Raw genomic sequence first — 21,910 nt, forward strand, 5'->3', positions numbered from 1 at the left:
AAGGCGATCCTCGGATCGCCTTTTTCTTTTCCGTCAGAGCGCTTTCACCCTCAACTCCTTCGGCATCGAAAAGGTAATGTTCTCCGGCCGGCCATCCAGTTCGGTCTCCCCTACCGCGCCCCAGGTGCGCAGTTGCTCGACCACGCCACGTACCAGTACTTCCGGCGCGGAAGCGCCCGCGGTGATGCCGATGCCACTCACGCCATCGAACCACTCACGCTTGAGATCTTCGGCGCCGTCGATCAGATAGGCCGGAGTCCCCATGCGCTCGGCCAGTTCGCGCAGGCGGTTGGAGTTGGAGCTGTTCGGGCTACCGACCACCAACAGTACATCGCAGTCGCTGGCCAGCTGCTTGACCGCGTCCTGACGGTTCTGTGTGGCGTAGCAGATGTCGTCCTTGCGCGGGCCGCCAATGGCGGGAAACTTGGTGCGCAGGGCGTCGATCACCTTGCTGGTGTCGTCCATCGACAAGGTGGTCTGGGTCACGAATGCCAGGTTTTCGGGGTTGCGCACCTGCAGCTCAGCGACGTCCGTCTCGTCTTCCACCAAATAGATGGCGCCACCATTGCTGGCGTCGTACTGGCCCATGGTGCCTTCGACTTCCGGATGGCCTTCGTGGCCAATGAGGATGCACTCGCGGCCTTCACGGCTGTAGCGCACCACTTCCATATGCACCTTGGTCACCAGCGGGCAGGTGGCGTCGAACACCTTGAGGCCACGACGCGCCGCTTCGTCGCGCACGGCCTTGGAGACGCCATGAGCACTGAAGATGACGATGACGTCGTCCGGCACCTGATCCAGCTCTTCGACGAACACCGCGCCACGGGCACGCAGGTCTTCGACCACGAACTTGTTGTGCACCACTTCATGGCGTACGTAGATCGGCGGGCCGAAGACTTCCAGCGCGCGGTTGACGATTTCGATGGCGCGATCGACACCGGCGCAGAAGCCGCGGGGGTTGGCGAGTTTGATATGCATGGAGATTCTCGGCACGCGGTCATTCAGAAGGGGCAGTGTAACGCGGGATCGACCAGGGTTCCCGCTTCACGTGGCCCGGATGAAATCCGGGAAACGATGGTCACGCTTTCCCGGACCTCATCCGGACTACAGACTGCAACAGGAGCCTCGCGGCTGAAGCCGCTCCTACAAGAGCGGCTGCACGGGCTAGAGCGCCTTGACGTCGATGATTTCCACATCGAAGTCCAGCACCTTGCCGGCCAGCGGATGGTTGAAGTCGATGGTGACCTGCTTGTCATCGAACGCCTTGACCACGCCCGGCAACTCGGTATTGGCGGCGTCATTGAAGATCACCAGCAGCCCTTCGGAGAGCTCCATGCCGTCGAACTGACTACGCGGCATGATCTGCACATTCTGGGGGTTCGGCTGACCGAAACCCTGCTCCGGCTGCACCTGTACGCTGCGTTTATCGCCGGCCTTGAAGCCATATAGCGCCTGCTCGAAGCCTGGCAGCAGATTGCCGTCGCCGACCTTGAAGGTAGCCGGCTGCTTGTCGAATGTGCTGTCGACCACGTCGCCGTTTTCCAGCTTGAGGGCGAAGTGCAGGGTCACTTCCCTGTCCGGCCCGATGCGTACGTCTGTCATTGCGCAGCCTCCTTCGCGGACTTGTCGCTCTTGAACATATCCAGCGCCAACAGGATGGCGCCGATGGTGATGAAGGTGTCGGCCAGGTTGAACGCCGGGAAGAACCAGCGGCTCTGCCAGTGCACCAGGATGAAGTCGACCACATGGCCGAGCACCACACGGTCATACAGGTTGCCCAGCGCGCCGCCCAGGACCATGGCCAGTGCCACAGCCAGCAGGGTTTCGTGACGCTTGAGGCGCTTGAGCCAGATCACCAGCACGACGCTGACAACGATGGCGATGGCCGCGAAGAACCAGCGTTGCCAGCCGGCTGCATCAGCCAGGAAGCTGAATGCCGCGCCGGTGTTGTAGGCCAGGGTCCAGTCGAAGTAGCCCGGAATGACTTCGATGCGCTGATACATGCTCAGCGTGCCCTCGAAGATGTCCTTGGTCACCCGGTCGGCGACCAGGATCAGCACGCTCAGCAGCAGCCAGGGCAGATGCCCGAAACGCGAGGACTCAGGCATGCTTGCGCACCTCTCCGATGCCTTCGATGTTGCTCACGCAGCGACCGCACAACTCCGGATGCGCAGCATGACTGCCGACGTCCGCGCGGAAGTGCCAGCAGCGGCCGCACTTGGCATGGGCGGATTTGAGGATCTTCAGCTTCAGGCCTTCGACCTCGGTCACCACCGCATCACTCGGCGCATCGGTCAGCGGCGCGGTCTGCGCCGCCGAGGTGATCAGGGCGAAACGCAGCTCGTCGCCGAGCTTGGCCAGGTCGGCCTGCTTGGCCTCGTCGCAGAACAGGGTCACTTCCGCCTGCAGGCTGGCACCAATGGCCTTGGCCGTGCGCAGGTTCTCCAGCTCCTTGTTGACCGCAGCCTTGACCTGCATGACGCGGTCCCAATAGGCACGATCCAGTTCGAAGCCTTCCGGCAGGCGCTCCAGACCGGCATACCAGGTGTTGAGCATCACCGACTCGTTGCGCTCGCCCGGCAGGAACTGCCAGATTTCCTCGGCGGTGAACGCCAGGATCGGCGCGATCCAGCGCACCAGCGCCTCGCTGATGTGAAACAGCGCGCTCTGGCAGGAGCGACGCGCCACGCTGTCGGCAGCGGTGGTGTACTGGCGATCCTTGATGATGTCCAGGTAGAAACCGCCCAGCTCCTGCACGCAGAAGTTGTGCACCTTGGAGTAGACGTTCCAGAAACGGTAGTCGGCGTAGGCCTCGATGATCTCTTCCTGCAGGCGCAGGGCGGCGTCCATGGCCCAGCGGTCGAGGTCGAGCATCTGCTCGGGCTTCAGCAGGTCCCTGGCTGGATCGAAACCGTTGAGGTTGGCCAGCATGAAGCGCGCGGTATTACGGATACGCCGGTAAGCGTCGGCGCTGCGCTGCAGGATCACCTTGGACACGGCCATCTCGCCCGAGTAGTCGGTGGAGGCGACCCACAGGCGCATGATGTCGGCGCCCAGGCTGTCGTTGACCTCCTGCGGGGCGACCACGTTGCCGAGGGATTTGGACATCTTGCGGCCGTTCTCGTCGACCACGAAACCGTGGGTCAGCAGTGCCTTGTACGGCGCGTGACCGTCGATGGCGCTGCCGGTCAGCAGGGACGAATGGAACCAGCCGCGGTGCTGGTCAGAGCCTTCCAGATACAGATCGGCACGCGGGCCGTCGGTGTGGCCCATGTCGTGCGAGCCACGCAGCACGTGCCAGTGGGTGGTGCCGGAGTCGAACCACACGTCGAGGGTGTCGTTGATCTTGTCGTAATCAGCTGCTTCGGCGCCGAGCAACTCGGCAGCGTCGAGCTTGAACCAGGCCTCGATGCCCTCTTGCTCGACACGCTTGGCGACTTCTTCCATCAGCTCGACCGTGCGCGGGTGCAGCTCACCGGTAGCCTTGTGCAGGAAGAACGGGATCGGCACACCCCAGTTGCGCTGGCGCGAGATGCACCAGTCGGGACGACCGGCGATCATGCTGTGCAGGCGCGCCTGGCCCCAGGCAGGCACGAACTGGGTCTGCTCGATGGCAGCCAGCGCACGCTCACGCAGGGGAGCGCCCTGTACAGGCTGCGTATCCATGCCGACGAACCACTGCGCGGTAGCGCGGTAGATCAGCGGCGTCTTGTGGCGCCAGCAGTGCATGTAGCTGTGCTGGATCGGCTGATGCTTGAGCAGCGCACCGACTTCCGCCAGTTTCTCGACGATGGCCGCGTTGGCCTTCCAGATGAACTGACCGCCGAAGAACGGCAGATCCGGGGTATAGACGCCATTGCTCTGCACCGGGCTGAGAATGTCATCGTTGCTCATGCCGTAGGCTTTGCAGGTGCGGAAGTCGTCCTCGCCATAAGCCGGAGCCGAGTGGACGATGCCGGTACCGGCGCCCAGTTCGACGTACTCGGCCAGGTAGACCGGCGAGAAACGCTCATAGAACGGATGGCGGAAGCGGATCAACTCCAGCGCCGCGCCCTGGGCGGTAGCGATTACCTGGCCTTGCAGGCCGTAGCGCTGCAGGCAGGACTCGACCAGCTCTTCGGCCAGCAGCAGCAAACGCTCACCGGTATCGACCAGCGCATAGGTGAACTCCGGATGCACGTTGAGCGCCTGGTTGGCCGGGATGGTCCAGGGCGTAGTGGTCCAGATGACGATAGCGGTCGGCTTGCTCAGCTCGCTGAGGCCGAAGGCAGCGGCCAGCTTGTCAGCGTCTTCGATGAGGAAGGCAACGTCGATGGCATCAGACTTCTTGTCCTGATATTCCACCTCGGCCTCGGCCAGGGCCGAGCCGCAGTCGAAGCACCAGTTCACCGGTTTCAGGCCCTTGAACACGAAGCCCTGCTTGACCATCTCGGCCAGGGCGCGGATCTCGCCGGCCTCGTTGGCAAAATCCATGGTCTTGTAGGGGTTGCCCCAGTCGCCGAGCACGCCGAGGCGGATGAAGTCGGCCTTCTGCCCTTCGATCTGCTCGCTGGCGTAGGTGCGGCAACGCTCGCGGGTCAGGTCGGCCGGCTGGTTCTTGCCGAAGGTGGTTTCGACCTTGTGCTCGATCGGCAGGCCATGGCAGTCCCAGCCCGGTACGTAGGGTGCGTCGAAGCCGGCCAGGGTCTTGGAGCGGGTGATGATGTCCTTGAGGATCTTGTTCACCGCATGACCGATGTGGATGCTGCCGTTGGCATAGGGCGGGCCGTCGTGCAGGACGAACTTCGGCCGATCTTCGCCAATCTTGCGCAGCTTGCTATACAGGCCAATCTCGTTCCAGCGCTGCAGGGTCTGCGGCTCGCGTTGCGGCAGGCCGGCCTTCATCGGGAACTGGGTATCGGGCAGGTTCAGCGTAGCTTTGTAGTCGGTCATTTCGGGCTCTTCATCAGCGGGTGGCTCTGCCAATAATCACGGGCAGCGGCGATATCGGCGGCAATCGCCGCCTTCAAGGCCTCCAGCGAGGCGAAACGCTGCTCATCACGCAGCTTGTGGTGGAAAGCCACCGAGAGACGCCGGCCATACAGATCGCCGGCAAAATCCAGAAGATGAACTTCCAGATGGGCGCTGCCGTCACCGGCAACGCTGGGTCGCACGCCAATATTGGCGACGCCCGGTTGAATCACGCCATCGACTTCGCAGCTCACCAGGTAGACGCCAGTCAGCGGCACCTTGCGCCGCTTGAGCTGGACATTGGCGGTGGGCGCATCGAGCTGGCGGCCGAGTTTCTGCCCGTGCAATACGCGCCCGGCGATGCGAAACGGCCGACCGAGCAGGGCTTCGGCCAACTCGAAATCGCCATCGGCCAGTGCCTGGCGCACACGCGTGCTGCTGACCCGGCCACCCAGCACTTCGACGGTGGTCGAAGCATCGACACTGAAACCGTGGCGCAGGCCTGCGGCCTTGAGAAATTCAAAATCGCCGGCACGGTCACAGCCGAAACGGAAATCATCGCCGATCTCCAGATCTTTGACCTTGAGCCCGTCGACCAATACGCGCTGGACGAACTCGGCAGCCGACAGTTCGCGCAGGCGGCGGTTGAAGGCCAGGCACAGCACCATGTCGACGCCTTCGGCAGCCAGCAGGGCGAGCTTGTCACGCAGGCGGGTCAGGCGTGCCGGCGCGGTATCCGGGCCGAAGAATTCACGCGGCTGCGGCTCGAAGATCACCACGCAGCTGGGCACGGCCAATTCCGCGGCACGCTCGCGCAGACGCGCCAGGATGGCCTGGTGCCCACGATGAACGCCGTCGAAATTACCGATGGTGACCACACAGCCCCGCGCCTGGGGCTGCAGGTTATGAAGACCTCGAACCAGCTGCATAGCACGCTTCTTGTTCACAAAGTGGCCGATTATACGCACAGCAGGCCACGCACAACAGGCATCGCGACGCCTTGAATCGCAGGGTGCGCCATGCGCACCACTCCTGCGCCGACCCGACGGTGCGCACGGCGCACCCTGCAATGGCTACAGTGACCGCCGGGCGAAATCGCCCAGGCGAAAACCCAGCACCAGCAACATGCCGAAGTAGGCGATCAGACCAGCAAACACCAGCGCGCCCAAACGCAACAGGCGCACAAGCATCTCGCCTTCGGCCCAGGCTGGCATGAGCTGCAGCAGCCCCAGCAGCACTGCGACCATCACCGCCACCGCGACCACCAGTTTGAGCAGGAACAGGCCCCAGCCCGGCAGCGGCTGGAAGATATCGGCACGGCGCAGCTGCCAGTACAGCAGGCCGGCGTTCAGGCAGGCCGCCAGGCTGATCGCAAGCGCCAGGCCAACATGCGCCATATCCAGGCCGAACACGAACAGCGCGTTCATCGCCTGAGTCGCCAGCAGGCTGACGATGGCAATGCGCACCGGTGTCTTGATGTTCTGCTGGGCGTAGAAGCCAGGCGCGAGGATCTTGATCAGAATCAGCGCAAGCAGGCCGACCGAATAAGCCACCAGCGCCCGCTGGGTCATCAGCGCGTCCTCTGCGCCGAACTTGCCGTACTGGAACAGCGAGACCACCAGCGGCTCGGCGAGAATCGCCAGCGCCAGGGTGCAGGGCAGCACCAGCAGAAAACACAGACGCAGCCCCCAGTCGAGCAGACGGCGGTACTCGTCGCGATTCTTGCTCGCATAGGTCTTGGAGAGCGCAGGTAGCAGGATGGTCCCCAGCGCCACGCCCAACACACCCGAGGGCAGCTCCATCAGGCGGTCGGCGTAGTACATCCAGGACACCGAGCCAGCCACCAGGAAGGAAGCGAAAATGGTGTTGATGATCAGCGAAATCTGGCTCACCGAGACACCGAAGATCGCCGGCCCCATCTGCTTGAGCACGCGCCAGACACCGAGATCACCGAAACTCAGGCGCGGTAGCACCAGCATGCCGATCTTCTTCAGATGCGGCAGTTGCCAGAGCAGTTGCGCCAGCCCCCCGACCAGTACCGCCCAGCCCAGCGCCATGATCGGCGGGTCGAAATAGGGCGTCAGAAACAGCGAGAAGACGATCAAGCTGACGTTGAGCAAGGTCGGCACGAACGCCGGTACCGAAAAACGGTTCCAGGTATTGAGCACGGCCCCGGCCAGCGATGACAGGGAGATCAGCAATATATAAGGAAAAGTCACCCGCAGCAGATCGACAGTCAGCTCGAAACGCTCGGCCTCATCGGCAAAACCCGGTGCCGTGGCCCAGACGATCCAGGGTGCAGCGAGCACGCCGATAGCCGTGACCAGCGCCAGCACCAGGGTCAGCAAACCAGAGACGTAGGCCACGAAGGTGCGCGTGGCCTCCTCGCCCTGCTGCATCTTGTACTCCGCCAGAATCGGCACGAAGGCCTGCGAGAACGCCCCTTCGGCAAAAATACGGCGCAGCAGATTGGGCAGCTTGAAGGCCACCACGAAGGCATCCGACGCCACCCCGGCACCGAAGGTACGAGCGATGATGGTGTCGCGCACGAACCCCAGCACGCGCGAAACCATGGTCAGTGAACTGACGGCAGCCAGGGACTTGAGCAGATTCATGGGGTGTTTCGGCTTCCATAAAAAGGTGCAGTAGCGGACAATCCGCCGCTCAACGAAGGCGTCGAGTGTAGCGAGCCACCACTGGTCAGGCCAGCACAGGAAAGCGTCATCAGACTTGACAGCAGGCAGATGGATCGGCATGATTCGCGGCCTTATTTGTCGTAACCCCCCAGTTTTCGAGGAGCTTGACGGTGGCCAACTCACCTTCTGCCAAAAAACGCGCCAAACAGGCTGAGAAGCGCCGTAGCCATAACGCCAGCCTGCGCTCGATGGTTCGTACCTACATCAAGAACGTAGTCAAGGCTATTGCTGCCAAAGATCTCGAGCTTGCCAAAACCGCTTACACCGCAGCTGTTCCGGTCATCGACCGCATGGCTGACAAAGGCATCATCCACAAGAACAAAGCCGCTCGTCACAAGAGCCGCCTGAACGCGCACATCAAGGCGCTGGGCGAAGCTGCTGCCGCCTAATCGCGACAGGTTCTTGAAAAACCGGCCCCAGAGGCCGGTTTTTTATTGCCTGCCATGCCTGGCGGCCACTCTACAGAGTCATGACTGCACAGCGCTGAAAACGTGTCCCGGCAATTTTTAGTTGCCCGCAATCTGCGCTCATAAAAAATGCCCGCCTTCTCAATGGAACGCGGGCATTTTTGTCCAGCGGACGAGAATCAGCCGCGAGCAGCCTTGATCACGTCGATATAGGGCTCGGCATTGCGCTGATCCTGAATCAGTGCGATGAAATCATTGCCCTGCGCATCGGTGGCCGAAAGATCGTAACCCTCGGCAACGAAGAAACCCACGAAACGCTCGAAGTCATCGATACGCAGGCCGCGATAAGCCTTGACCAGCTTGTGCAGCGAAGGCGGTGTTGCGTCCGCTGGTTCCACCGCAAGGAACAGCTTGATCGAGTCATCGCTGATTTCTTCGCCAATCACCTGCTTCTTGTCTTTACGCATCGCCCGCTCCCGCCAGCATTACAGAGGGCCGGCAGTGTACCGCTGAGCCGCGCGCGGCTCAACGCGCAGCCAGGCAGGCTAACACGCGAACAATCGACACGACAGCCGACCTAGGTCATGCCGCGCCCAGCGAACTGGCTCCTATAATGCGCCAAGCCATTAGGAAGCCAGCATGTCACGCTCATCGTTACCGCTGTTCGCCGCCTGGCGCCAGACCCTGCGTGCAGGCTACTCGTGGAAGGCCCTGCGCGGAGACTTGGGCGCCGGCTTGACAGTGGGAATCATCGCCATTCCGTTGGCCATGGCGCTGGCCATCGCCGTGGGTGTGGCGCCGCAGCACGGACTCTACACCGTGTTGATCGCCGCACCGCTGATCGCCCTGTGCGGCGGCTCGCGCTTCAATATTTCCGGCCCTACCGCCGCCTTCGTGGTGATTCTGCTGCCGATCACCCAGCAGTACGGCCTCGGTGGCTTGCTGTTGTGCACGCTAATGGCTGGCGTGATTCTGATTACCCTGGGCCTGCTGCGCGCCGGACGCCTGATCGAGTTCGTGCCCTATCCGGTGACACTGGGCTTTACCGCCGGTATCGGCATCGTCATCGCCGTTCTGCAGATCAAGGACCTGTTTGGCCTGCATCTGGCCGGAGCGCCTCAACATCTGCTGGAACAGGTCAATCTGCTGGTCCGCGCTCTCCCCAGCCTGCAGCTCGGCGACAGCCTGGTGGGCGCTGCATGCCTGGCGACGCTGCTGATCTGGCCGCGCCTGATGCCGAAGATTCCTGCGCACCTGGCCGCCCTGGCGGTTGGCGCGCTGCTCGCGCTCGCACTGGAACGTCTGGGGTTGCCGGTGGCGACACTGGGCGAGCGCTTCAGCTATTCACTCGATGGCATTGAACATCCCGGCATCCCGCCTTTCCTGCCTGATCTGGCGCTTCCCTGGAACCTGCCGGGTGCTGACGGCCAGCCGCTGGCGCTGTCATTCGAACTGATTCGCCAACTGCTGGCACCTGCATTCGCCATCGCCATGCTCGGCGCCATCGAGTCATTGCTGTGTGCCGTGGTCGCCGACGGCATGACCGGCAGCAAGCATGACCCCAACGCCGAACTGATCGGCCAGGGCCTGGGTAATCTGGCCGCACCGTTCTTTGGTGGCATCACCGCCACTGCCGCCATCGCCCGCACGGCAGCAAACGTACGTGCAGGCGCCTTTTCGCCAATGGCAGCACTGGTGCATGCAGGCGTGGTGCTGGCAGCGATTCTGCTGCTCGCGCCGCTGTTCGGTTATCTGCCCATGGCCGCTCTGGCGGCGCTGCTGCTGATGGTGGCGTGGAACATGAGCGAGCCACAGCATGTCGCCCACACCCTGCGCATCGCCCCGCGCAGCGACGTACTGGTACTGCTGACCTGTCTGGTGCTGACGGTGCTGTTCGACATGGTACTGGCCGTTGGCGTCGGCCTGCTGCTGGCGGCAGGGCTGTTCATCAAGCGCATGAGCGAGCTGACCGATACGGCTGCGCTGAGCCGGCAGCAGCGTCAGGCCCTGCAGGATCTGCCCGAGCACGTGCTGGCTTACGCCATTCGCGGCCCGCTGTTTTTCGGCGCGGCGGAAAAAGCACTGAGCGTGCTGCGCCGCTTTACCCCGGGAGTGCGCGTGGTGATCGTCGATATCAGCGCAGTGCCACTACTGGACATGACCGCCATCGCCGCGCTGGACAACGTGCTGCGCGACTATCGTCAGCAGCACGTGGCGCTGATTCTGAGCGGGCCGACTGCGCAGGTGCGCTTGCAGCTGCGCCGCGCCGGAGTGCATCGTCGTGAAGGCGAGTTGGCGTATGCGCGGGATCTGCCGCAAGCACGGGAAAAGGCGCTGCGCTGGCTGGATGGCACACCAGGGAAGGCGCCACCCGAGTAGGGTGCGCCATGCGCACCGGGGACAGCGACCGGAAAACCGGTGCGCACGGAGCACCCTACCTGGCCATTGTCCGAGCGGTGCTAACGCTACGTATGGATAAAGGGACTTACAGCCCCTTGACCGCAAAAATGCCGGCAGCGTTGCGCCAGTAACCCTTGTAGTCCATGCCGTAACCGAAGATGTAGCGGTCGATGCACTGCAGGCCCACATAGTTGGCCTTCAGGTCCGGGCGCGCCTTGCGCTCGTGTTCCTTGTCGATCAGCACCGCAGTGTGCACGGCGCGCGCACCGGCGTGGCGACAGAAATCGATGATCGCGCCCAGGGTGTGCCCCTCATCGAGAATGTCGTCGATGATCAGTACATCGCGGTCGATGAACGAAACTTCCGGCTTGGCCTTCCAGAACAGCTCGCCACCACTGGTTTCGTTGCGATAGCGCGTGGCATGCAGGTAGGACGCCTCCAGCGGGAAGTTCAGCTTGGTCAGCAGCTTGCCAGAGAAAATCAGCCCGCCGTTCATGACGCAGAACACCACAGGGTTGCGCTCGGCCAGCTCGGCGTTGATCTGACTGGCGACCTTGTCGATAGCCGCTTCCACCTCGGCTTCGGTGAACAGGCAGTCGGCTTCCGCCATGACTTGGCGAATGTGCACGAGATCGGCGGACATGATGTGTTCTCTCTTGATCGGGCTGATGAATGGCGGCGGACAGCTTGAAAGCTGATCGAACCGTCAAATAAAAGCGGGCAAAGGTACAGACCCCGGCAACGCTTGCCAAGTATCGACTGACCAGCGTAGCCGATGCGCGGCACGGGGCATCGTGACTCATCAGTCACCCACCACTTGGCACAAGCAATGCTTTAATCTAACGCGATTTTTCCCCAGAGCCCCGTTGGAGATCCCAGCCCATGCCCACTCGCGAGATCCGCCACCCGCTGATCCGTCACAAGATCGGCCTGATGCGCCGCGCCGATATCAGCACCAAGAATTTCCGTGAGCTGGCCCAGGAAGTGGGCGCCCTGCTGACTTATGAAGCCACCAACGATCTGCCGCTGGAAACCTACGAAATCGAAGGCTGGGCGGGCACCGTGCAGGTCGAGAAAATCGCCGGCAAGAAAATCACAGTGGTTCCGATCCTGCGCGCCGGCATCGGCATGCTCGATGGCGTGCTCAGCCTGATCCCCGGTGCCAAGGTCAGCGCCGTGGGCGTGGCGCGCAATGAGGAAACCCTGGAAGCGCACACCTACCTGGAAAAGCTCGCGCCGGAAATCGACGAGCGCCTGGCGCTGATCATCGACCCGATGCTGGCCACCGGTGGCTCGATGGTCGCCACCATCGACCTGCTGAAGAAGGCCGGCTGCAAGGACATTCGCGCCATGGTCCTGGTCGCTGCTCCCGAGGGTATCAAGGCCGTCGAGCAGGCTCACCCGGACGTGACCATCTTCACCGCCTCCATCGATCAGCGCCTGAACGAGCATGGCTACATCATCCCGGGCCTGGGCGATGCCGGTGACAAGATCTTCGGCACCAAGCAGAAGGACGCCTGACATGTCGCAGTCGGAATTCAACGATCCGCTGTGGCGCCAGGGCATTTCAGGCGCGCAGATGCTGTTCGTGGCCTTCGGCGCCCTGGTGCTGATGCCGCTGATCACCGGCATGGACCCCAACGTCGCGCTGTTCACCGCCGGTATCGGTACCCTGCTGTTCCAATTGGTGACCAAGCGCCAGGTTCCGGTTTTCCTGGCCTCCAGCTTCGCCTTCATCGCACCGATTCTGGCGGCCAAGGGCGAGTTCGGCCTGCCTGCGGTGATGGGCGGCGTGATCGCTGCCGGTGTGGTCTACATCCTGCTCTCGGCGCTGGTGAAACTGCGCGGCCCCAGCTTCATCGACCGCCTGCTGCCGCCGGTGGTGATCGCCCCGGTGATCATCTCCATCGGCCTGGCGCTGTCGCCGGTAGCGGTGAACATGGCCATGGGCAAGGCCGGTGATGGCAGCATCGAACTGGTGCCGTACAGCACGGCGATGATGATTTCGATGCCAGCGCTGATCACCACCCTGCTGGTGGCGGTGCTGGGCCGCGGCATCTTCCGCCTGGTGCCGATCCTCTCAGGTATCGCCGTTGGCTGCGCCATCGCTGCGGTGCTCGGCGTGATCGACACCAGCGCCGTCGATCAGGCAGCCTGGCTCGCCGTACCCAACTTCGTCACCCCGGAACTGCACTGGGGCGCCATTCTGTACATGGTGCCAGTGGCACTGGCGCCAGCCATCGAGCACATCGGCGGTGTGGTGGCGATCGGCAACGTCACCGGCAAGAACTTCGTCAAGAAGCCGGGCCTGCACCGCACCCTGCTCGGTGACGGCCTCGCCACCTCGGCAGCCGGCCTGTTCGGTGGCCCACCCAACACGACTTACGCTGAAGTCACCGGCGCTGTGATGCTGACCAAGAGCTACAACCCGAAGATCATGACCTGGGCTGCGGTCTTCGCCATCGCCCTGGCCTTCATCGGCAAGTTCGGCGTGGCCCTGCAGAGCATTCCGGTTCCGGTGATGGGCGGCATCCTGTGCCTGTTGTTCGGTTCGATCGCCGTGGTCGGCCTCAACACCCTGATTCGCCATCAGGTGGATCTTTCCGAAGCTCGCAACCTGATCATCGTTTCGGTGACCCTGGTGTTCGGCATCGGTGGCATGGTCATCGGCGGCAAGGAGTTCGCCCTGTCGGGGATTTCCCTGTGCGCAATCACGGCCCTGCTCCTCAATCTGGTGCTACCGGGTGGTGCTGGCTGGAAACAACGGGAACAGGAAGAAGCCTGATTCCGTCGCCCAATGAAAAGCCTGCGAGCAGATCGCGGGCTTTTCGTTTGCGATGCAGGAACTTACCAGCCGACACCGAAGCCAAGGGTATAACGGGTTTCGTCCAGGTCGCCCTCGGCACCGCTGACCATATCCTTCTCGGCCTTCATGTTCAGCGACGCCCAGTCGGTCACCTTGTACCGCAGGCCAACTTCGGCATCCAGGGAGTAATCCGCAACACCTTCAAGCGGCTTGCCCAACTCACCGACAGTGAACAGCTCGACGGTCTTGCCGATCAGATAGCGGTTGTAGTCCCACTTCACGCTCATGGCGTAGAAGCGATCCTGCTCACCGTTGCTGTAGCGGTAATCGCTACGGTTGGCGAGGGTAGCGATGGAGAACGCGCCCAGTTCGTCATCCCAGAACTGATAACCAGGACCTGTACCGAGAGTGCGCTGGCGCTCCACCTCCTCGATACGGTCGCGCTTGTACTCGAAGCGCCCCTGCCAGAACCATTTTTCCGTGAGGAAGCGGTCGAGCGCGTACTCGGCACTCCAGTTGTCGGTGCTGACGACGTCGTCTTTCAGCTCGCGGTTGTAGTCGGCGAGCGCATTGTGCCGCCAGCGACCGTGGCGGGCCTGGGTCTTGATGTCGACATCGTAGTCGTCGGAGTCGCGCTCACCGCGCTTGTAGTCCAGACCGAGGTCGATGTTGCCCTTCCAGGTGAAGTCTTCCACCAGGGGCTTGGGCTTCATGATCTGTTCGATCTGCGTCAGCTCGATGGTCTTCGGCGACTCGCCATTGGCCAGCGTGACCTTGCCCGGCTCAGCGGCCAGCAGCGACTTGGCACGCTCGCCATCTACTGGCCCGAGCTTGACCAGCAGCTCGTGGTCACTTTCCAGAGTGGCAATTTTCTTCCAGTCCAGCGGGATGGAGCCGCCGTAGTCGGTTTCCAGCAGCAGTTTGCTACCGTCGAAGAAGCGGATGGTGCCGGAGAGACGATCACCGTTCTTCAACCAGACGGTATCGGCGAAGGTGGCGGAACTGCACAGAGCGATGCTCAGGCCAAGCAGGGACAGCGATATAGGGCGCGACATAAGTTGGGTAATGGCGTTGGTGGGCGAAAGCCGGGCATTATCCGCAACCCCGGCGCCAGAGCAACAGCAGACCGGGCCGAATACGCAGAGTTCAGCTTTTTCCGTCGGGCGGCGTTCCGTCGGGCGGCGATCCGTCGAGCGGTGTTCCGCCAGACGGCATCACCACCCGACGCCGACACCGATCAGATAATGCCGATCCGAAACCGTCTGCCCTGGGGCACGCAACTGATCCAGCTCGTACAAGAGCGATAAGCGCGCCCACTGGTTGAGGCGATAGCGCAGGCCGAATTCGCTATCGAGCACGTAGTCGATCTCGTCGATATGAGGAATCTGCAGCTGGGCGTTGGCATAGAATTCCAGGCGCGTGCCCCACAACAGGCGCTTGTAATCCAGTTCCAGTGACGTGGTGTTGAACGCGAGATCGGCAACGCCCGACTCCAGTCGCACGCGATTGAACTGGCCGATCAGGTCAAAACGCCCCAGCTCGTCATCCCAGAAGCGATAACCGGGGCCGGTGCCAACGATACGCTGACGGTCGACGGTTTCGAACTCATCCTCGGCCTGCTCCACACCAACTCGCCAGAACCAGTGTTCGGTGAGAAAGCGATCGAGGTCGTACTCCAGTTCCCAGTTGTCCTCGACCTTTCTGTCGTTCTTGGTTTCACGCTCCAGCTCGCCACTTAGCACATGGCGCCAGCGCCCGTGCTCGACGCGGGTATTGCCCTTGAGTTTCCATTCATCGACATCATTCTGGTTGCGCTTCATGTCCAGCTTGGCATCGAGGTTGCCCTCCCAGAGACGATCCTCCAGCAGCGGCCGCGGCGGCACCAGACGCTTGATCTGCGCCAGCGGCAAGGTGTATTCGCGTTCGCCTTGCACCCGTACCATGCCGCTACCGGCAGCCGACAACCTTTCGCTGCGTTCGTTGTCAAAGCCGCTACGGCGCACCAGCAGGGGCTTGTCCGAACTGAGGGTATCGATATCCTTCCAGTCGATCAGCACCTGGCCGGCATATTTGGTCTTGAGCGCCAGCTTGCCGCCGTCGAGCAGGATGATCTCACCGCTGAGGCGATCACCGTTGTCCAACCAAACGGTATCGGCACAGAGCGGGGCTGCCAGGGTAAAAAGGAATAAGGCGATCAGTACGCGCATGATAAGGACGAACCCTATGGGCAAGACGAAACCGTCAGAGTCTGCATGGCAGGCACCACCACCGGCAAGCGTCGAGGCACGCCGCGAAGCACTGTATCTGGTATTGGCTCAGGTGCCGGCAGGCAAGGTCGTCAGCTATGGCGAACTGGCGCAGTTGGCAGGTCTTGGCCGTGCCGCGCGCTGGGTCGGGCGTACGCTGAGCCAGTTGCCAGATGGCACCACGCTGCCCTGGCATCGGGTGATCGCCGCTGGCGGCCGCCTCAGCCTGACCGCCGGCAGCGCTTCCGGCGCCGAACAACGGGCGCGCTTGCGTGCAGAAGGCATCAGTATCCTGAATGAACGTGTGGATATGTGCCGCCACGGCTGGCGCCCGATGGAGTACAGCAGTTAGAGTGCGCGCTATTCATTTTCCACCCCAGATTCGAGCCTGATGCCACGCAAATCCTGGCGAGAAGCCCTCGCGACCTACGCCAACCCCGCCACACTAGCTTTGTTACTTCTGGGCTTCGCTGCCGGCCTGCCTTACATGCTGGTGTTCTCGACCCTTTCGGTATGGCTGCGCGAAGCCGGTGTGGCGCGCGAGACCATCGGCTTCGCCAGCCTCATCGGCCTGGCCTACGCCTTCAAATGGGTGTGGGCGCCAATGCTCGACCAATGGCGCCTGCCACTGCTGGGCAAACTTGGCCGGCGCCGCTCCTGGCTGGTGCTGTCGCAGGGTCTGGTTGCCATCGGCCTGATCGGCATGGCCAATTACGACCCGCAGACGCACCTGTCCTCCTTGATCGCCCTCGCCGTACTGGTGGCCTTCGCCTCGGCCACTCAGGACATCGCCGTCGATGCCTACCGCCTGGAAATTCTCGGCGACGAGCATCAGGCTGCGCTGGCTGCCGCCTACATGACCGGTTACCGGGTCGCCGCGCTGCTGGCCACCGCTGGCGCGCTGTATTTCGCCGAGGGCTTCGGCTCGACCGCCAAGGACTACCAGTTCGGCGCCTGGACCGGTACCTACATGCTCTTCGCCCTGCTGATGCTGCCGGGCCTGCTCACCTCCATCTGGATGCGCGAGCCACCGGCACCGCCGCACATCAATGTCGCGCCACCCAAGCACGGTTTTTTCCACCAGTTGCTGGCGATCAGCGCGGTCATCATGCTGATCATCGCCGTGCCGACCATGTTCATCCAGTTCTATCAGAGCGATCTGGTACCGATGCTGCTCGGCGATATCAGCATGCAGGAGCTGCTCTACAACGACCGCGCCTTCCTGCGTGCCATGCTCTACAGCACCCTGGCCTGCGTCTGCGCATCCGGGCTGTTCTGGGGCGGGCTGGCACCGGTACTGAAAACGGCTGCGGCGAGGTACGGGTTCTTCCACCAGCTACTTTCCGTGCTGCTGCTGATCATTCTGCTGATCGCAATCCCGGCCATGGTCACCCAGTTCTACGAAAGTGACGTGATGCTGCTGTTCCAGGGCCAGATAAGCCTGCAGGAGTTGCTTTACTACGACCGCGCCTTCCTCCGTGCGCTGCTCTATACCCTGCTCACCAGCCTGTCGATCTCCAGCCTGTTCTGGGGCGGCATGGCACCGGTGCTCACGCCGATCAACGATTTCATCGTGCGCTATCGCTGGCAGGCCCTGCTGCTGCTGAGCCTGATCGCCACCTATCGCCTGTCGGATACCGTCATGGGCGTGATGGCCAACGTTTTCTACATCGACCAGGGCTTCACAAAAGAACAGATCGCCAATGTCAGCAAGGTCTTCGGTCTGGTGATGACGCTGCTCGGCGCCGGAGTCGGCGGCCTGTTGATCGTGCGTTTCGGCATCATGCCGATTCTGCTGATCGGCGCTACCGCATCGGCGGCCACCAACCTGATGTTCATGCTGCTGGTGGGCATGGGCCCGCACCTGAACATGCTGATTGTCACCATCAGCTGCGACAACTTCAGCGCCGGCCTCGCTACCTCGGCGTTCGTGGCCTACCTGTCGAGCCTGACCAACCTGAAATTCTCGGCCACCCAGTACGCCCTGCTCAGCTCCATCATGCTGCTGCTGCCGCGCCTGATCGGCGGCTATTCCGGCGTAATGGTGGAAAGCCTCGGCTACGCTCACTTCTTCCTTGCCACGGCGCTGATGGGTATACCGACACTGCTGCTCATCGTTATCCAGTGGCGTCGCGACAAGCGCCAGCCCAATCGCGACGCCCCGGTGGCCCCGGTGGAAAGGGCTTGATACCGGACTGGCAATTAAGTGTTAGCTGTCGAAGAGTTGGCACTATCCGTTAGCGCGTCGCCTGAACGTTTGGGTTTCGCCCCTTACGGGCGACTCACTTTCTTTGCTTGTGCAAAGAAAGTAAGCAAAGAAACACACCCCTACATACGGCCCCGGCTGCGCCGCGGTTCCCTCGTTCCATCACCACTCCAGGGGCACGCCGTGAAGGGCCATCCCTGGCCCATCACGGCTCTCGCGACATCCATGTCGCTCAACCCCTTACGTGGTGATTCCACTCAGCCTCCTGAAGGGGACTTGGGTGTCGTCTGTAAGATCGCGCTTCAAGAGCAAAAGCCAAACGCCACCGACTTTGATCTTGCGGAGATTTCGCAAGCTCGCGGCCCGGTCCCCTTCAGGCGGCCGAGTGGAGGTGTTGCGTAGGGGCGTGAGCCGCATGGATGCGGCGAGAGGCTTAATGGGCCAGGGATGGCCCATGTAAGCCGGCCCCCGGAGCAGCGCCGGAACGAGGGAAGTCTCGCGCAGCGAAACCCGGATGTCGGGGTGCCCTTCTTTGGCACACCTTTCTTGGGCAAGCAAGAAAGGTGTGGCGCCCGTAAGGGGCGCAACCCAAACGTTCAGCGCACGCGGTAACGGATAGTGCTAAGTCAGCAAGCAAGACGCACACAAACTTGCCAGTCCGGCATCAATCGGCACTTTTCCCAAACTACGCGAAGAAGAACCCTTCCAGGTGCCTCAATCAGCCTTGGCCAGATGCACCACCCGCTGCGGGAACGGAATGCCAATACCCGCCTCGGTCAGACGCTCCTTGGCCAGTTCAGTGAACTCGAAGGTCACCGGCCAGAAATCACCGGTCGCCACCCATACGCGCAGCGAGATGTTCACGGCGCTTTCACCCAGCCCGGTCACGAAAACCACGGGTGCAGGGTCAAGCTGTACACGCGGGTCCTTGGCGATATCAAGCAGCACTTCACGGGCACGCTTGATATCGCTGGAGTAGTCGATGCCGATATTGATATCGGCACGCCGACGCGGCTCACGTGAGTAATTGGTGATATGGCCGTTGGACAGCGCGCCATTGGGTACGATCACCACCTTGTTGTCCGCCGTTTTCAGCGTGGTGTGGAAGATCTGGATGCTGTCGACGCTACCGGAAACGCCCTGCCCCTCGATCCAGTCGCCCGCGCGGAACGGGCGAAACAGCATGATCAGCACACCGCCCGCGAAGTTGGCCAGGCTGCCCTGCAGCGCCAGGCCAATGGCCAGCCCCGCCGCACCGATCATGGCGATGAACGAAGTGGTCTCCACACCGATCATCGACGCCACGCTGATCAGCAGCAGAATGCGCAGCACGATGCTGACCAGGCTGCTGATAAAACTGCTCAGCGCGCGATCGACCTTGCGCGCCTCGAGCATGCGCCCGATGCTGGAGGTGAGCCTGCTGATCAGCCACCAACCGATCAGCAGCGTGATCAGTGCCAGGGTCAGCTTGCCGCTGTACTCCAGCACCACAGGCAGCCAGGCCTCGGACAGCTTGACCAGTTCGTCGACGTTCATCTCCATAGGGGTACTCCCGTTTTCCTGTGCATGAAACGAAACCGCCATGGCATGCCATGGCGATCAAAATGCTATCAACCTAGCCTGCGACGCCTCAGCGCCACAAAGGTTCAATCGCGAAAGTTGTTGTACTGCAGCGGCATGCCGAATTCGTGACCACGCAGCAGCGCGATGGCTTCCTGCAGGTCGTCACGCTTCTTGCCGGTGACGCGCACCTGCTCACCCTGGATCGCGGCCTGCACCTTGAGCTTGGCATCCTTGATATGGGCGACGATCTTCTTCGCCAGCTCCTTGTCGATACCTTCACGGAAGGTGACTTCCTGCTTCATCACCTTGCCCGAGGCATAGGGCTCCTTGGTTTCCAGGCATTGGCAGTCGATCTTGCGCTTGACCAGGCTGCTGCGCACGATGTCGAGCATCTGCTCGAGCATGAACTCGGCTTCGGCGGTCAAGGTCAGCGCCTTGTCCTTGCTCTCGATGCTGCATTTACCACGCAGGTCGAAACGGCGGTCGAGCTCCTTGATGGCATTGTCGACCGCATTGGTCAGTTCGTGTTTGTCCAGTTCAGACACGATGTCGAACGAAGGCATGAGCGGGCTCCTGATGGACGGCGCGATCCTCTTCACGGAGTGAACGCGCCTGACTTGACGATAACTATGGCGGGCCCATTATATCCAGACTGATACACGCCGTTTGGCGTCCTTCCTCTCTGTCTGCGAGCCAGCCCCATGCCCAACCCCCATCTCAGCATCCTGGTGGTGGACGACGCCAAGTTCTCCAGTGCCATGATCGGTCGCGCACTGAGCCAGGCCGGCTATCAGGACGTGCGCTTCGCCAGCAGCGCCAGTGAAGCGCTGCAGTTGCTCGAACAGCGCCCCGCCAGCGTGCTTCTGGCCGACTGGCTGATGCCCGAGATCGACGGCCTGGAGCTGACCGCACGGGTACGCCAGCTGGACGAGACCGCCGACCACTACACCTACATCATTCTGCTGACCGGCAAGGAAGGCGAAAACGTCCTGGGCGAAGCCTTCGACCGTGGCGTCGATGACTTCATCAGCAAGGCGGCGATGAACGAACAGTTGGTGCCACGCGTGTACGCCGCTGATCGCCTGTGCAACACCCTGCAGCGCCTGCTGCACGAAAACCGCATGCTGACGCAGAACATCGCCAGCCTGGAGCGACGCAATCTGGTCGATCCACTCACCGGCCTGGGTAACCCGCGCTATCTGCGCCAGAAGCTCACCGACAGCCTGCGCCAGATCGAATCGCGCGGCGGCGCCGTGTGCTACCTGCTGATCGGCCTGCAGGACGCCGGTCAGCTGCGCAACCAGTACGGTGACCGCTTCTTCAACGAACTGCTGCATGGCGTCGCACGACGCCTGCAGCAGCTTGTCAGGCCACTGGACGTGTTGACGCGCCTGGATGACAACCACTTCGGCCTTATCACCCTGCTCGAAGACCTGCACGAGTGCTCACCAAGCAGCTTCAAGCGCCTGCACGAAGGCCTCAACTTCAAAGCGTTCAAGACCAGCGAAGGTTTCATTACGCTGAAAGCCGGTATCAGCCTGGTCGGTCTGGACGCCAAGGTGCTGCCCACTGACCCCGAACAACTGATTCAGCATGCGCAAAATCTGCTGCCAGAGTCTTACGCCAGCGGCCGGGTCGCAGCCATGCGCCTACCTCTGCCGTGACCTGGCACATCCTCGGTGCCGGCAGCCTCGGCAGCCTCTGGGCTGCACGCCTGGCCCGTGCCGGCCTGCCAGTCAGGCTGATCCTGCGCAACCCGCAACGCCTCGAAGCCTATCGCCAGGCCGGCGGGGTAACGCTGGTCGAGGCAGGCCAGCCTCAGCAATACGCCATTGCCGCAGAGTTGCCGCAAGCGGATACGCCAATCCATCGCCTGCTGCTCGCCTGCAAGGCCTATGACGCACAAAGCGCGGTGGCGACCATCGCCGAACGCCTGGCCCCGGGTGCCGAGTTGCTGCTGTTGCAAAATGGCCTGGGCAGCCAGGATGAAGTCGCCCAACGCCTCCCCAGGCAGCGCTGCCTTTTCGTCTCCAGTACCGAAGGCGCTTTTCGCCCTAGCGACTTTCAGGTGGTGTTCGCCGGCCACGGTCACAACTGGCTGGGAGACCCGCGCGATCCCCGGCCGCCAGCCTGGCTGGGCGAACTGCAGCGTGCCGGCATCGCTCACCAGTGGAGTCCGGATATCCTCGCGCGTCTTTGGCGCAAGCTGGCGCTGAACTGCGCGATCAACCCCCTCACCGTTCTGCATGACTGCCGTAATGGTGAGCTCGCCGAGCACCCGGCCGAAATCGCCACCCTGTGCGCAGAACTCGGCGAGTTGCTGCAGCGTTGCGGCCAACCGGCGGCTGCGGAGAATCTGCACGAGGAAGTCCAGCGCGTGATCCTCGCCACCGCAGCGAACTATTCGTCCATGCATCAGGACGTCACTCAGGGACGTCGCACCGAGATCAGCTATCTGCTTGGCTACGCCTGCGCCTCGGCGCAACGTCATCAACTGCATGTGCCGCACCTGCAGCATCTGCAGCAGCGCCTGCTGAGCCACCTGCGTGAACGGGGTTTGCCTCTCGATTGAGTACGCAGGCCGGGTGTAACCCATCACTCGCAGCTTGGCGGGTTGCCCCCGCCCCGCACAGGCA

Annotated in this window: 19 protein-coding genes and 1 pseudogene; 8 read left to right on the forward strand and 12 right to left on the reverse strand. The window is 62.3% G+C overall.

What is annotated here, in order from left to right; genetic code table 11:
- Positions 1–33 precede the first annotated feature (33 nt).
- From ispH to murJ, 6 genes are all read right to left on the reverse strand, one after another.
- The gene (gene ispH, locus INS93_RS00765; protein ID WP_192979950.1) at positions 34–978 is read right to left on the reverse strand and encodes a 4-hydroxy-3-methylbut-2-enyl diphosphate reductase; all 945 of its coding nucleotides are present in this window, start codon (positions 976–978) and stop codon (positions 34–36) included.
- Between the two features lie 186 nt (positions 979–1,164).
- Complete coding sequence (locus INS93_RS00770) at positions 1,165–1,602, reverse strand: FKBP-type peptidyl-prolyl cis-trans isomerase (protein WP_160019541.1); 438 nt, start codon at positions 1,600–1,602, stop codon at positions 1,165–1,167.
- Positions 1,599–2,108 carry a signal peptidase II gene (gene lspA / locus INS93_RS00775; RefSeq protein WP_059390538.1) on the reverse strand — a complete coding sequence of 170 codons (510 nt, stop codon included), beginning with the start codon at positions 2,106–2,108 and terminating at the stop codon, positions 1,599–1,601. The genes INS93_RS00770 and lspA overlap by 4 nt, the downstream gene beginning before the upstream one ends.
- The gene (ileS, locus tag INS93_RS00780; RefSeq protein ID WP_192979951.1) at positions 2,101–4,932 is read right to left on the reverse strand and encodes an isoleucine--tRNA ligase; all 2,832 of its coding nucleotides are present in this window, start codon (positions 4,930–4,932) and stop codon (positions 2,101–2,103) included. The genes lspA and ileS overlap by 8 nt, the downstream gene beginning before the upstream one ends.
- Positions 4,929–5,879, reverse strand: a complete 951-nt coding sequence (ribF, locus tag INS93_RS00785; protein ID WP_160019538.1) for a bifunctional riboflavin kinase/FAD synthetase — start codon at positions 5,877–5,879, stop codon at positions 4,929–4,931. Before ribF ends, ileS begins: the two co-directional genes overlap by 4 nt.
- Before the next feature lie 144 nt (positions 5,880–6,023).
- On the reverse strand, positions 6,024–7,565 hold the full coding sequence (gene murJ / locus INS93_RS00790) for a murein biosynthesis integral membrane protein MurJ (RefSeq protein WP_192979952.1): 1,542 nt from the start codon (positions 7,563–7,565) through the stop codon (positions 6,024–6,026).
- Between the two features lie 191 nt (positions 7,566–7,756).
- Between murJ and rpsT the strand changes: the two genes are divergently transcribed.
- Complete coding sequence (gene rpsT, locus INS93_RS00795) at positions 7,757–8,035, forward strand: 30S ribosomal protein S20 (protein WP_003243036.1); 279 nt, start codon at positions 7,757–7,759, stop codon at positions 8,033–8,035.
- A gap of 197 nt (positions 8,036–8,232) precedes the next feature.
- On the opposite strand, the gene INS93_RS00800 is transcribed toward rpsT, so the two are convergent.
- Positions 8,233–8,520 (reverse strand): PA4642 family protein, encoded by a 288-nt coding sequence (locus INS93_RS00800; RefSeq protein ID WP_160019536.1) that lies wholly within the window; start codon positions 8,518–8,520, stop codon positions 8,233–8,235.
- A 172-nt stretch (positions 8,521–8,692) separates the two neighbouring features.
- On the opposite strand from INS93_RS00800, the gene dauA reads away from it, so the two are divergent.
- Positions 8,693–10,432, forward strand: coding sequence for a C4-dicarboxylic acid transporter DauA (gene dauA, locus INS93_RS00805; RefSeq protein WP_192979953.1), 1,740 nt, complete (start codon positions 8,693–8,695; stop codon positions 10,430–10,432).
- Positions 10,433–10,538: 106 nt separating this feature from the next.
- On the opposite strand, the gene INS93_RS00810 is transcribed toward dauA, so the two are convergent.
- Complete coding sequence (locus INS93_RS00810) at positions 10,539–11,096, reverse strand: hypoxanthine-guanine phosphoribosyltransferase (protein ID WP_192979954.1); 558 nt, start codon at positions 11,094–11,096, stop codon at positions 10,539–10,541.
- A 239-nt stretch (positions 11,097–11,335) separates the two neighbouring features.
- On the opposite strand from INS93_RS00810, the gene upp reads away from it, so the two are divergent.
- Together upp and INS93_RS00820 are read left to right on the forward strand one after the other, a co-directional pair.
- Positions 11,336–11,974, forward strand: a complete 639-nt coding sequence (upp, locus tag INS93_RS00815) for a uracil phosphoribosyltransferase (RefSeq protein ID WP_160019533.1) — start codon at positions 11,336–11,338, stop codon at positions 11,972–11,974.
- Between the two features lies 1 nt (position 11,975).
- Positions 11,976–13,238, forward strand: coding sequence for a uracil-xanthine permease family protein (locus INS93_RS00820; RefSeq protein WP_160019532.1), 1,263 nt, complete (start codon positions 11,976–11,978; stop codon positions 13,236–13,238).
- A gap of 62 nt (positions 13,239–13,300) precedes the next feature.
- Here the strand turns inward: INS93_RS00820 and INS93_RS00825 are convergent, their stop codons facing one another.
- Entirely contained in the window at positions 13,301–14,314 is a 1,014-nt protein-coding gene (locus tag INS93_RS00825; RefSeq protein WP_192979955.1) for a DUF481 domain-containing protein, read from the reverse strand.
- A 159-nt stretch (positions 14,315–14,473) separates the two neighbouring features.
- Entirely contained in the window at positions 14,474–15,466 is a 993-nt protein-coding gene (locus INS93_RS00830) for a DUF481 domain-containing protein (protein ID WP_192979956.1), read from the reverse strand.
- A 16-nt stretch (positions 15,467–15,482) separates the two neighbouring features.
- Here INS93_RS00830 and INS93_RS00835 point away from each other — a divergent pair, with 16 nt between their 5' ends.
- Both INS93_RS00835 and INS93_RS00840 read left to right on the forward strand, forming a co-directional pair.
- Entirely contained in the window at positions 15,483–15,857 is a 375-nt protein-coding gene (locus INS93_RS00835) for an MGMT family protein (RefSeq protein ID WP_192979957.1), read from the forward strand.
- 39 nt (positions 15,858–15,896) lie between these two features.
- The gene (locus tag INS93_RS00840; RefSeq protein ID WP_192979958.1) at positions 15,897–17,693 is read left to right on the forward strand and encodes an AmpG family muropeptide MFS transporter; all 1,797 of its coding nucleotides are present in this window, start codon (positions 15,897–15,899) and stop codon (positions 17,691–17,693) included.
- 732 nt (positions 17,694–18,425) lie between these two features.
- Here INS93_RS00840 and INS93_RS00845 read toward each other — a convergent pair.
- Both INS93_RS00845 and INS93_RS00850 read right to left on the reverse strand, forming a co-directional pair.
- Positions 18,426–19,253, reverse strand: coding sequence for a mechanosensitive ion channel family protein (locus tag INS93_RS00845; RefSeq protein ID WP_160019527.1), 828 nt, complete (start codon positions 19,251–19,253; stop codon positions 18,426–18,428).
- A 104-nt stretch (positions 19,254–19,357) separates the two neighbouring features.
- On the reverse strand, positions 19,358–19,837 hold the full coding sequence (locus INS93_RS00850) for a YajQ family cyclic di-GMP-binding protein (RefSeq protein WP_125836020.1): 480 nt from the start codon (positions 19,835–19,837) through the stop codon (positions 19,358–19,360).
- Positions 19,838–19,972: 135 nt separating this feature from the next.
- On the opposite strand from INS93_RS00850, the pseudogene INS93_RS00855 reads away from it, so the two are divergent.
- A pseudogene (locus INS93_RS00855) lies at positions 19,973–20,938 on the forward strand (response regulator); the annotation flags it as partial.
- Entirely contained in the window at positions 20,935–21,846 is a 912-nt protein-coding gene (locus INS93_RS00860) for a putative 2-dehydropantoate 2-reductase (RefSeq protein ID WP_192979959.1), read from the forward strand. The pseudogene INS93_RS00855 and the gene INS93_RS00860, both read left to right, overlap by 4 nt.
- The last annotated feature ends 64 nt before the right edge of the window (positions 21,847–21,910 follow it).

The sequence above is a fragment of the Pseudomonas sp. EggHat1 genome, assembly GCF_014892995.1.
In the GTDB taxonomy this organism is placed as follows: domain Bacteria; phylum Pseudomonadota; class Gammaproteobacteria; order Pseudomonadales; family Pseudomonadaceae; genus Aquipseudomonas; species Aquipseudomonas chaetocerotis.

What these genes read in the sequence shown, in the direction of transcription:
- ispH (WP_192979950.1), bottom strand. Translation starts at nt 978, where the DNA reads ATGCATATCAAACTCGCCAACCCCCGCGGCTTCTGCGCCGGTGTCGAT.
- INS93_RS00770 (WP_160019541.1), bottom strand. Translation starts at nt 1,602, where the DNA reads ATGACAGACGTACGCATCGGGCCGGACAGGGAAGTGACCCTGCACTTC.
- lspA (WP_059390538.1), bottom strand. Translation starts at nt 2,108, where the DNA reads ATGCCTGAGTCCTCGCGTTTCGGGCATCTGCCCTGGCTGCTGCTGAGC.
- ileS (WP_192979951.1), bottom strand. Translation starts at nt 4,932, where the DNA reads ATGACCGACTACAAAGCTACGCTGAACCTGCCCGATACCCAGTTCCCG.
- ribF (WP_160019538.1), bottom strand. Translation starts at nt 5,879, where the DNA reads ATGCAGCTGGTTCGAGGTCTTCATAACCTGCAGCCCCAGGCGCGGGGC.
- murJ (WP_192979952.1), bottom strand. Translation starts at nt 7,565, where the DNA reads ATGAATCTGCTCAAGTCCCTGGCTGCCGTCAGTTCACTGACCATGGTT.
- INS93_RS00800 (WP_160019536.1), bottom strand. Translation starts at nt 8,520, where the DNA reads ATGCGTAAAGACAAGAAGCAGGTGATTGGCGAAGAAATCAGCGATGAC.
- dauA (WP_192979953.1), top strand. Translation starts at nt 8,693, where the DNA reads ATGTCACGCTCATCGTTACCGCTGTTCGCCGCCTGGCGCCAGACCCTG.
- INS93_RS00810 (WP_192979954.1), bottom strand. Translation starts at nt 11,096, where the DNA reads ATGTCCGCCGATCTCGTGCACATTCGCCAAGTCATGGCGGAAGCCGAC.
- upp (WP_160019533.1), top strand. Translation starts at nt 11,336, where the DNA reads ATGCCCACTCGCGAGATCCGCCACCCGCTGATCCGTCACAAGATCGGC.
- INS93_RS00820 (WP_160019532.1), top strand. Translation starts at nt 11,976, where the DNA reads ATGTCGCAGTCGGAATTCAACGATCCGCTGTGGCGCCAGGGCATTTCA.
- INS93_RS00825 (WP_192979955.1), bottom strand. Translation starts at nt 14,314, where the DNA reads ATGTCGCGCCCTATATCGCTGTCCCTGCTTGGCCTGAGCATCGCTCTG.
- INS93_RS00830 (WP_192979956.1), bottom strand. Translation starts at nt 15,466, where the DNA reads ATGCGCGTACTGATCGCCTTATTCCTTTTTACCCTGGCAGCCCCGCTC.
- INS93_RS00835 (WP_192979957.1), top strand. Translation starts at nt 15,483, where the DNA reads ATGGGCAAGACGAAACCGTCAGAGTCTGCATGGCAGGCACCACCACCG.
- INS93_RS00840 (WP_192979958.1), top strand. Translation starts at nt 15,897, where the DNA reads ATGCCACGCAAATCCTGGCGAGAAGCCCTCGCGACCTACGCCAACCCC.
- INS93_RS00845 (WP_160019527.1), bottom strand. Translation starts at nt 19,253, where the DNA reads ATGGAGATGAACGTCGACGAACTGGTCAAGCTGTCCGAGGCCTGGCTG.
- INS93_RS00850 (WP_125836020.1), bottom strand. Translation starts at nt 19,837, where the DNA reads ATGCCTTCGTTCGACATCGTGTCTGAACTGGACAAACACGAACTGACC.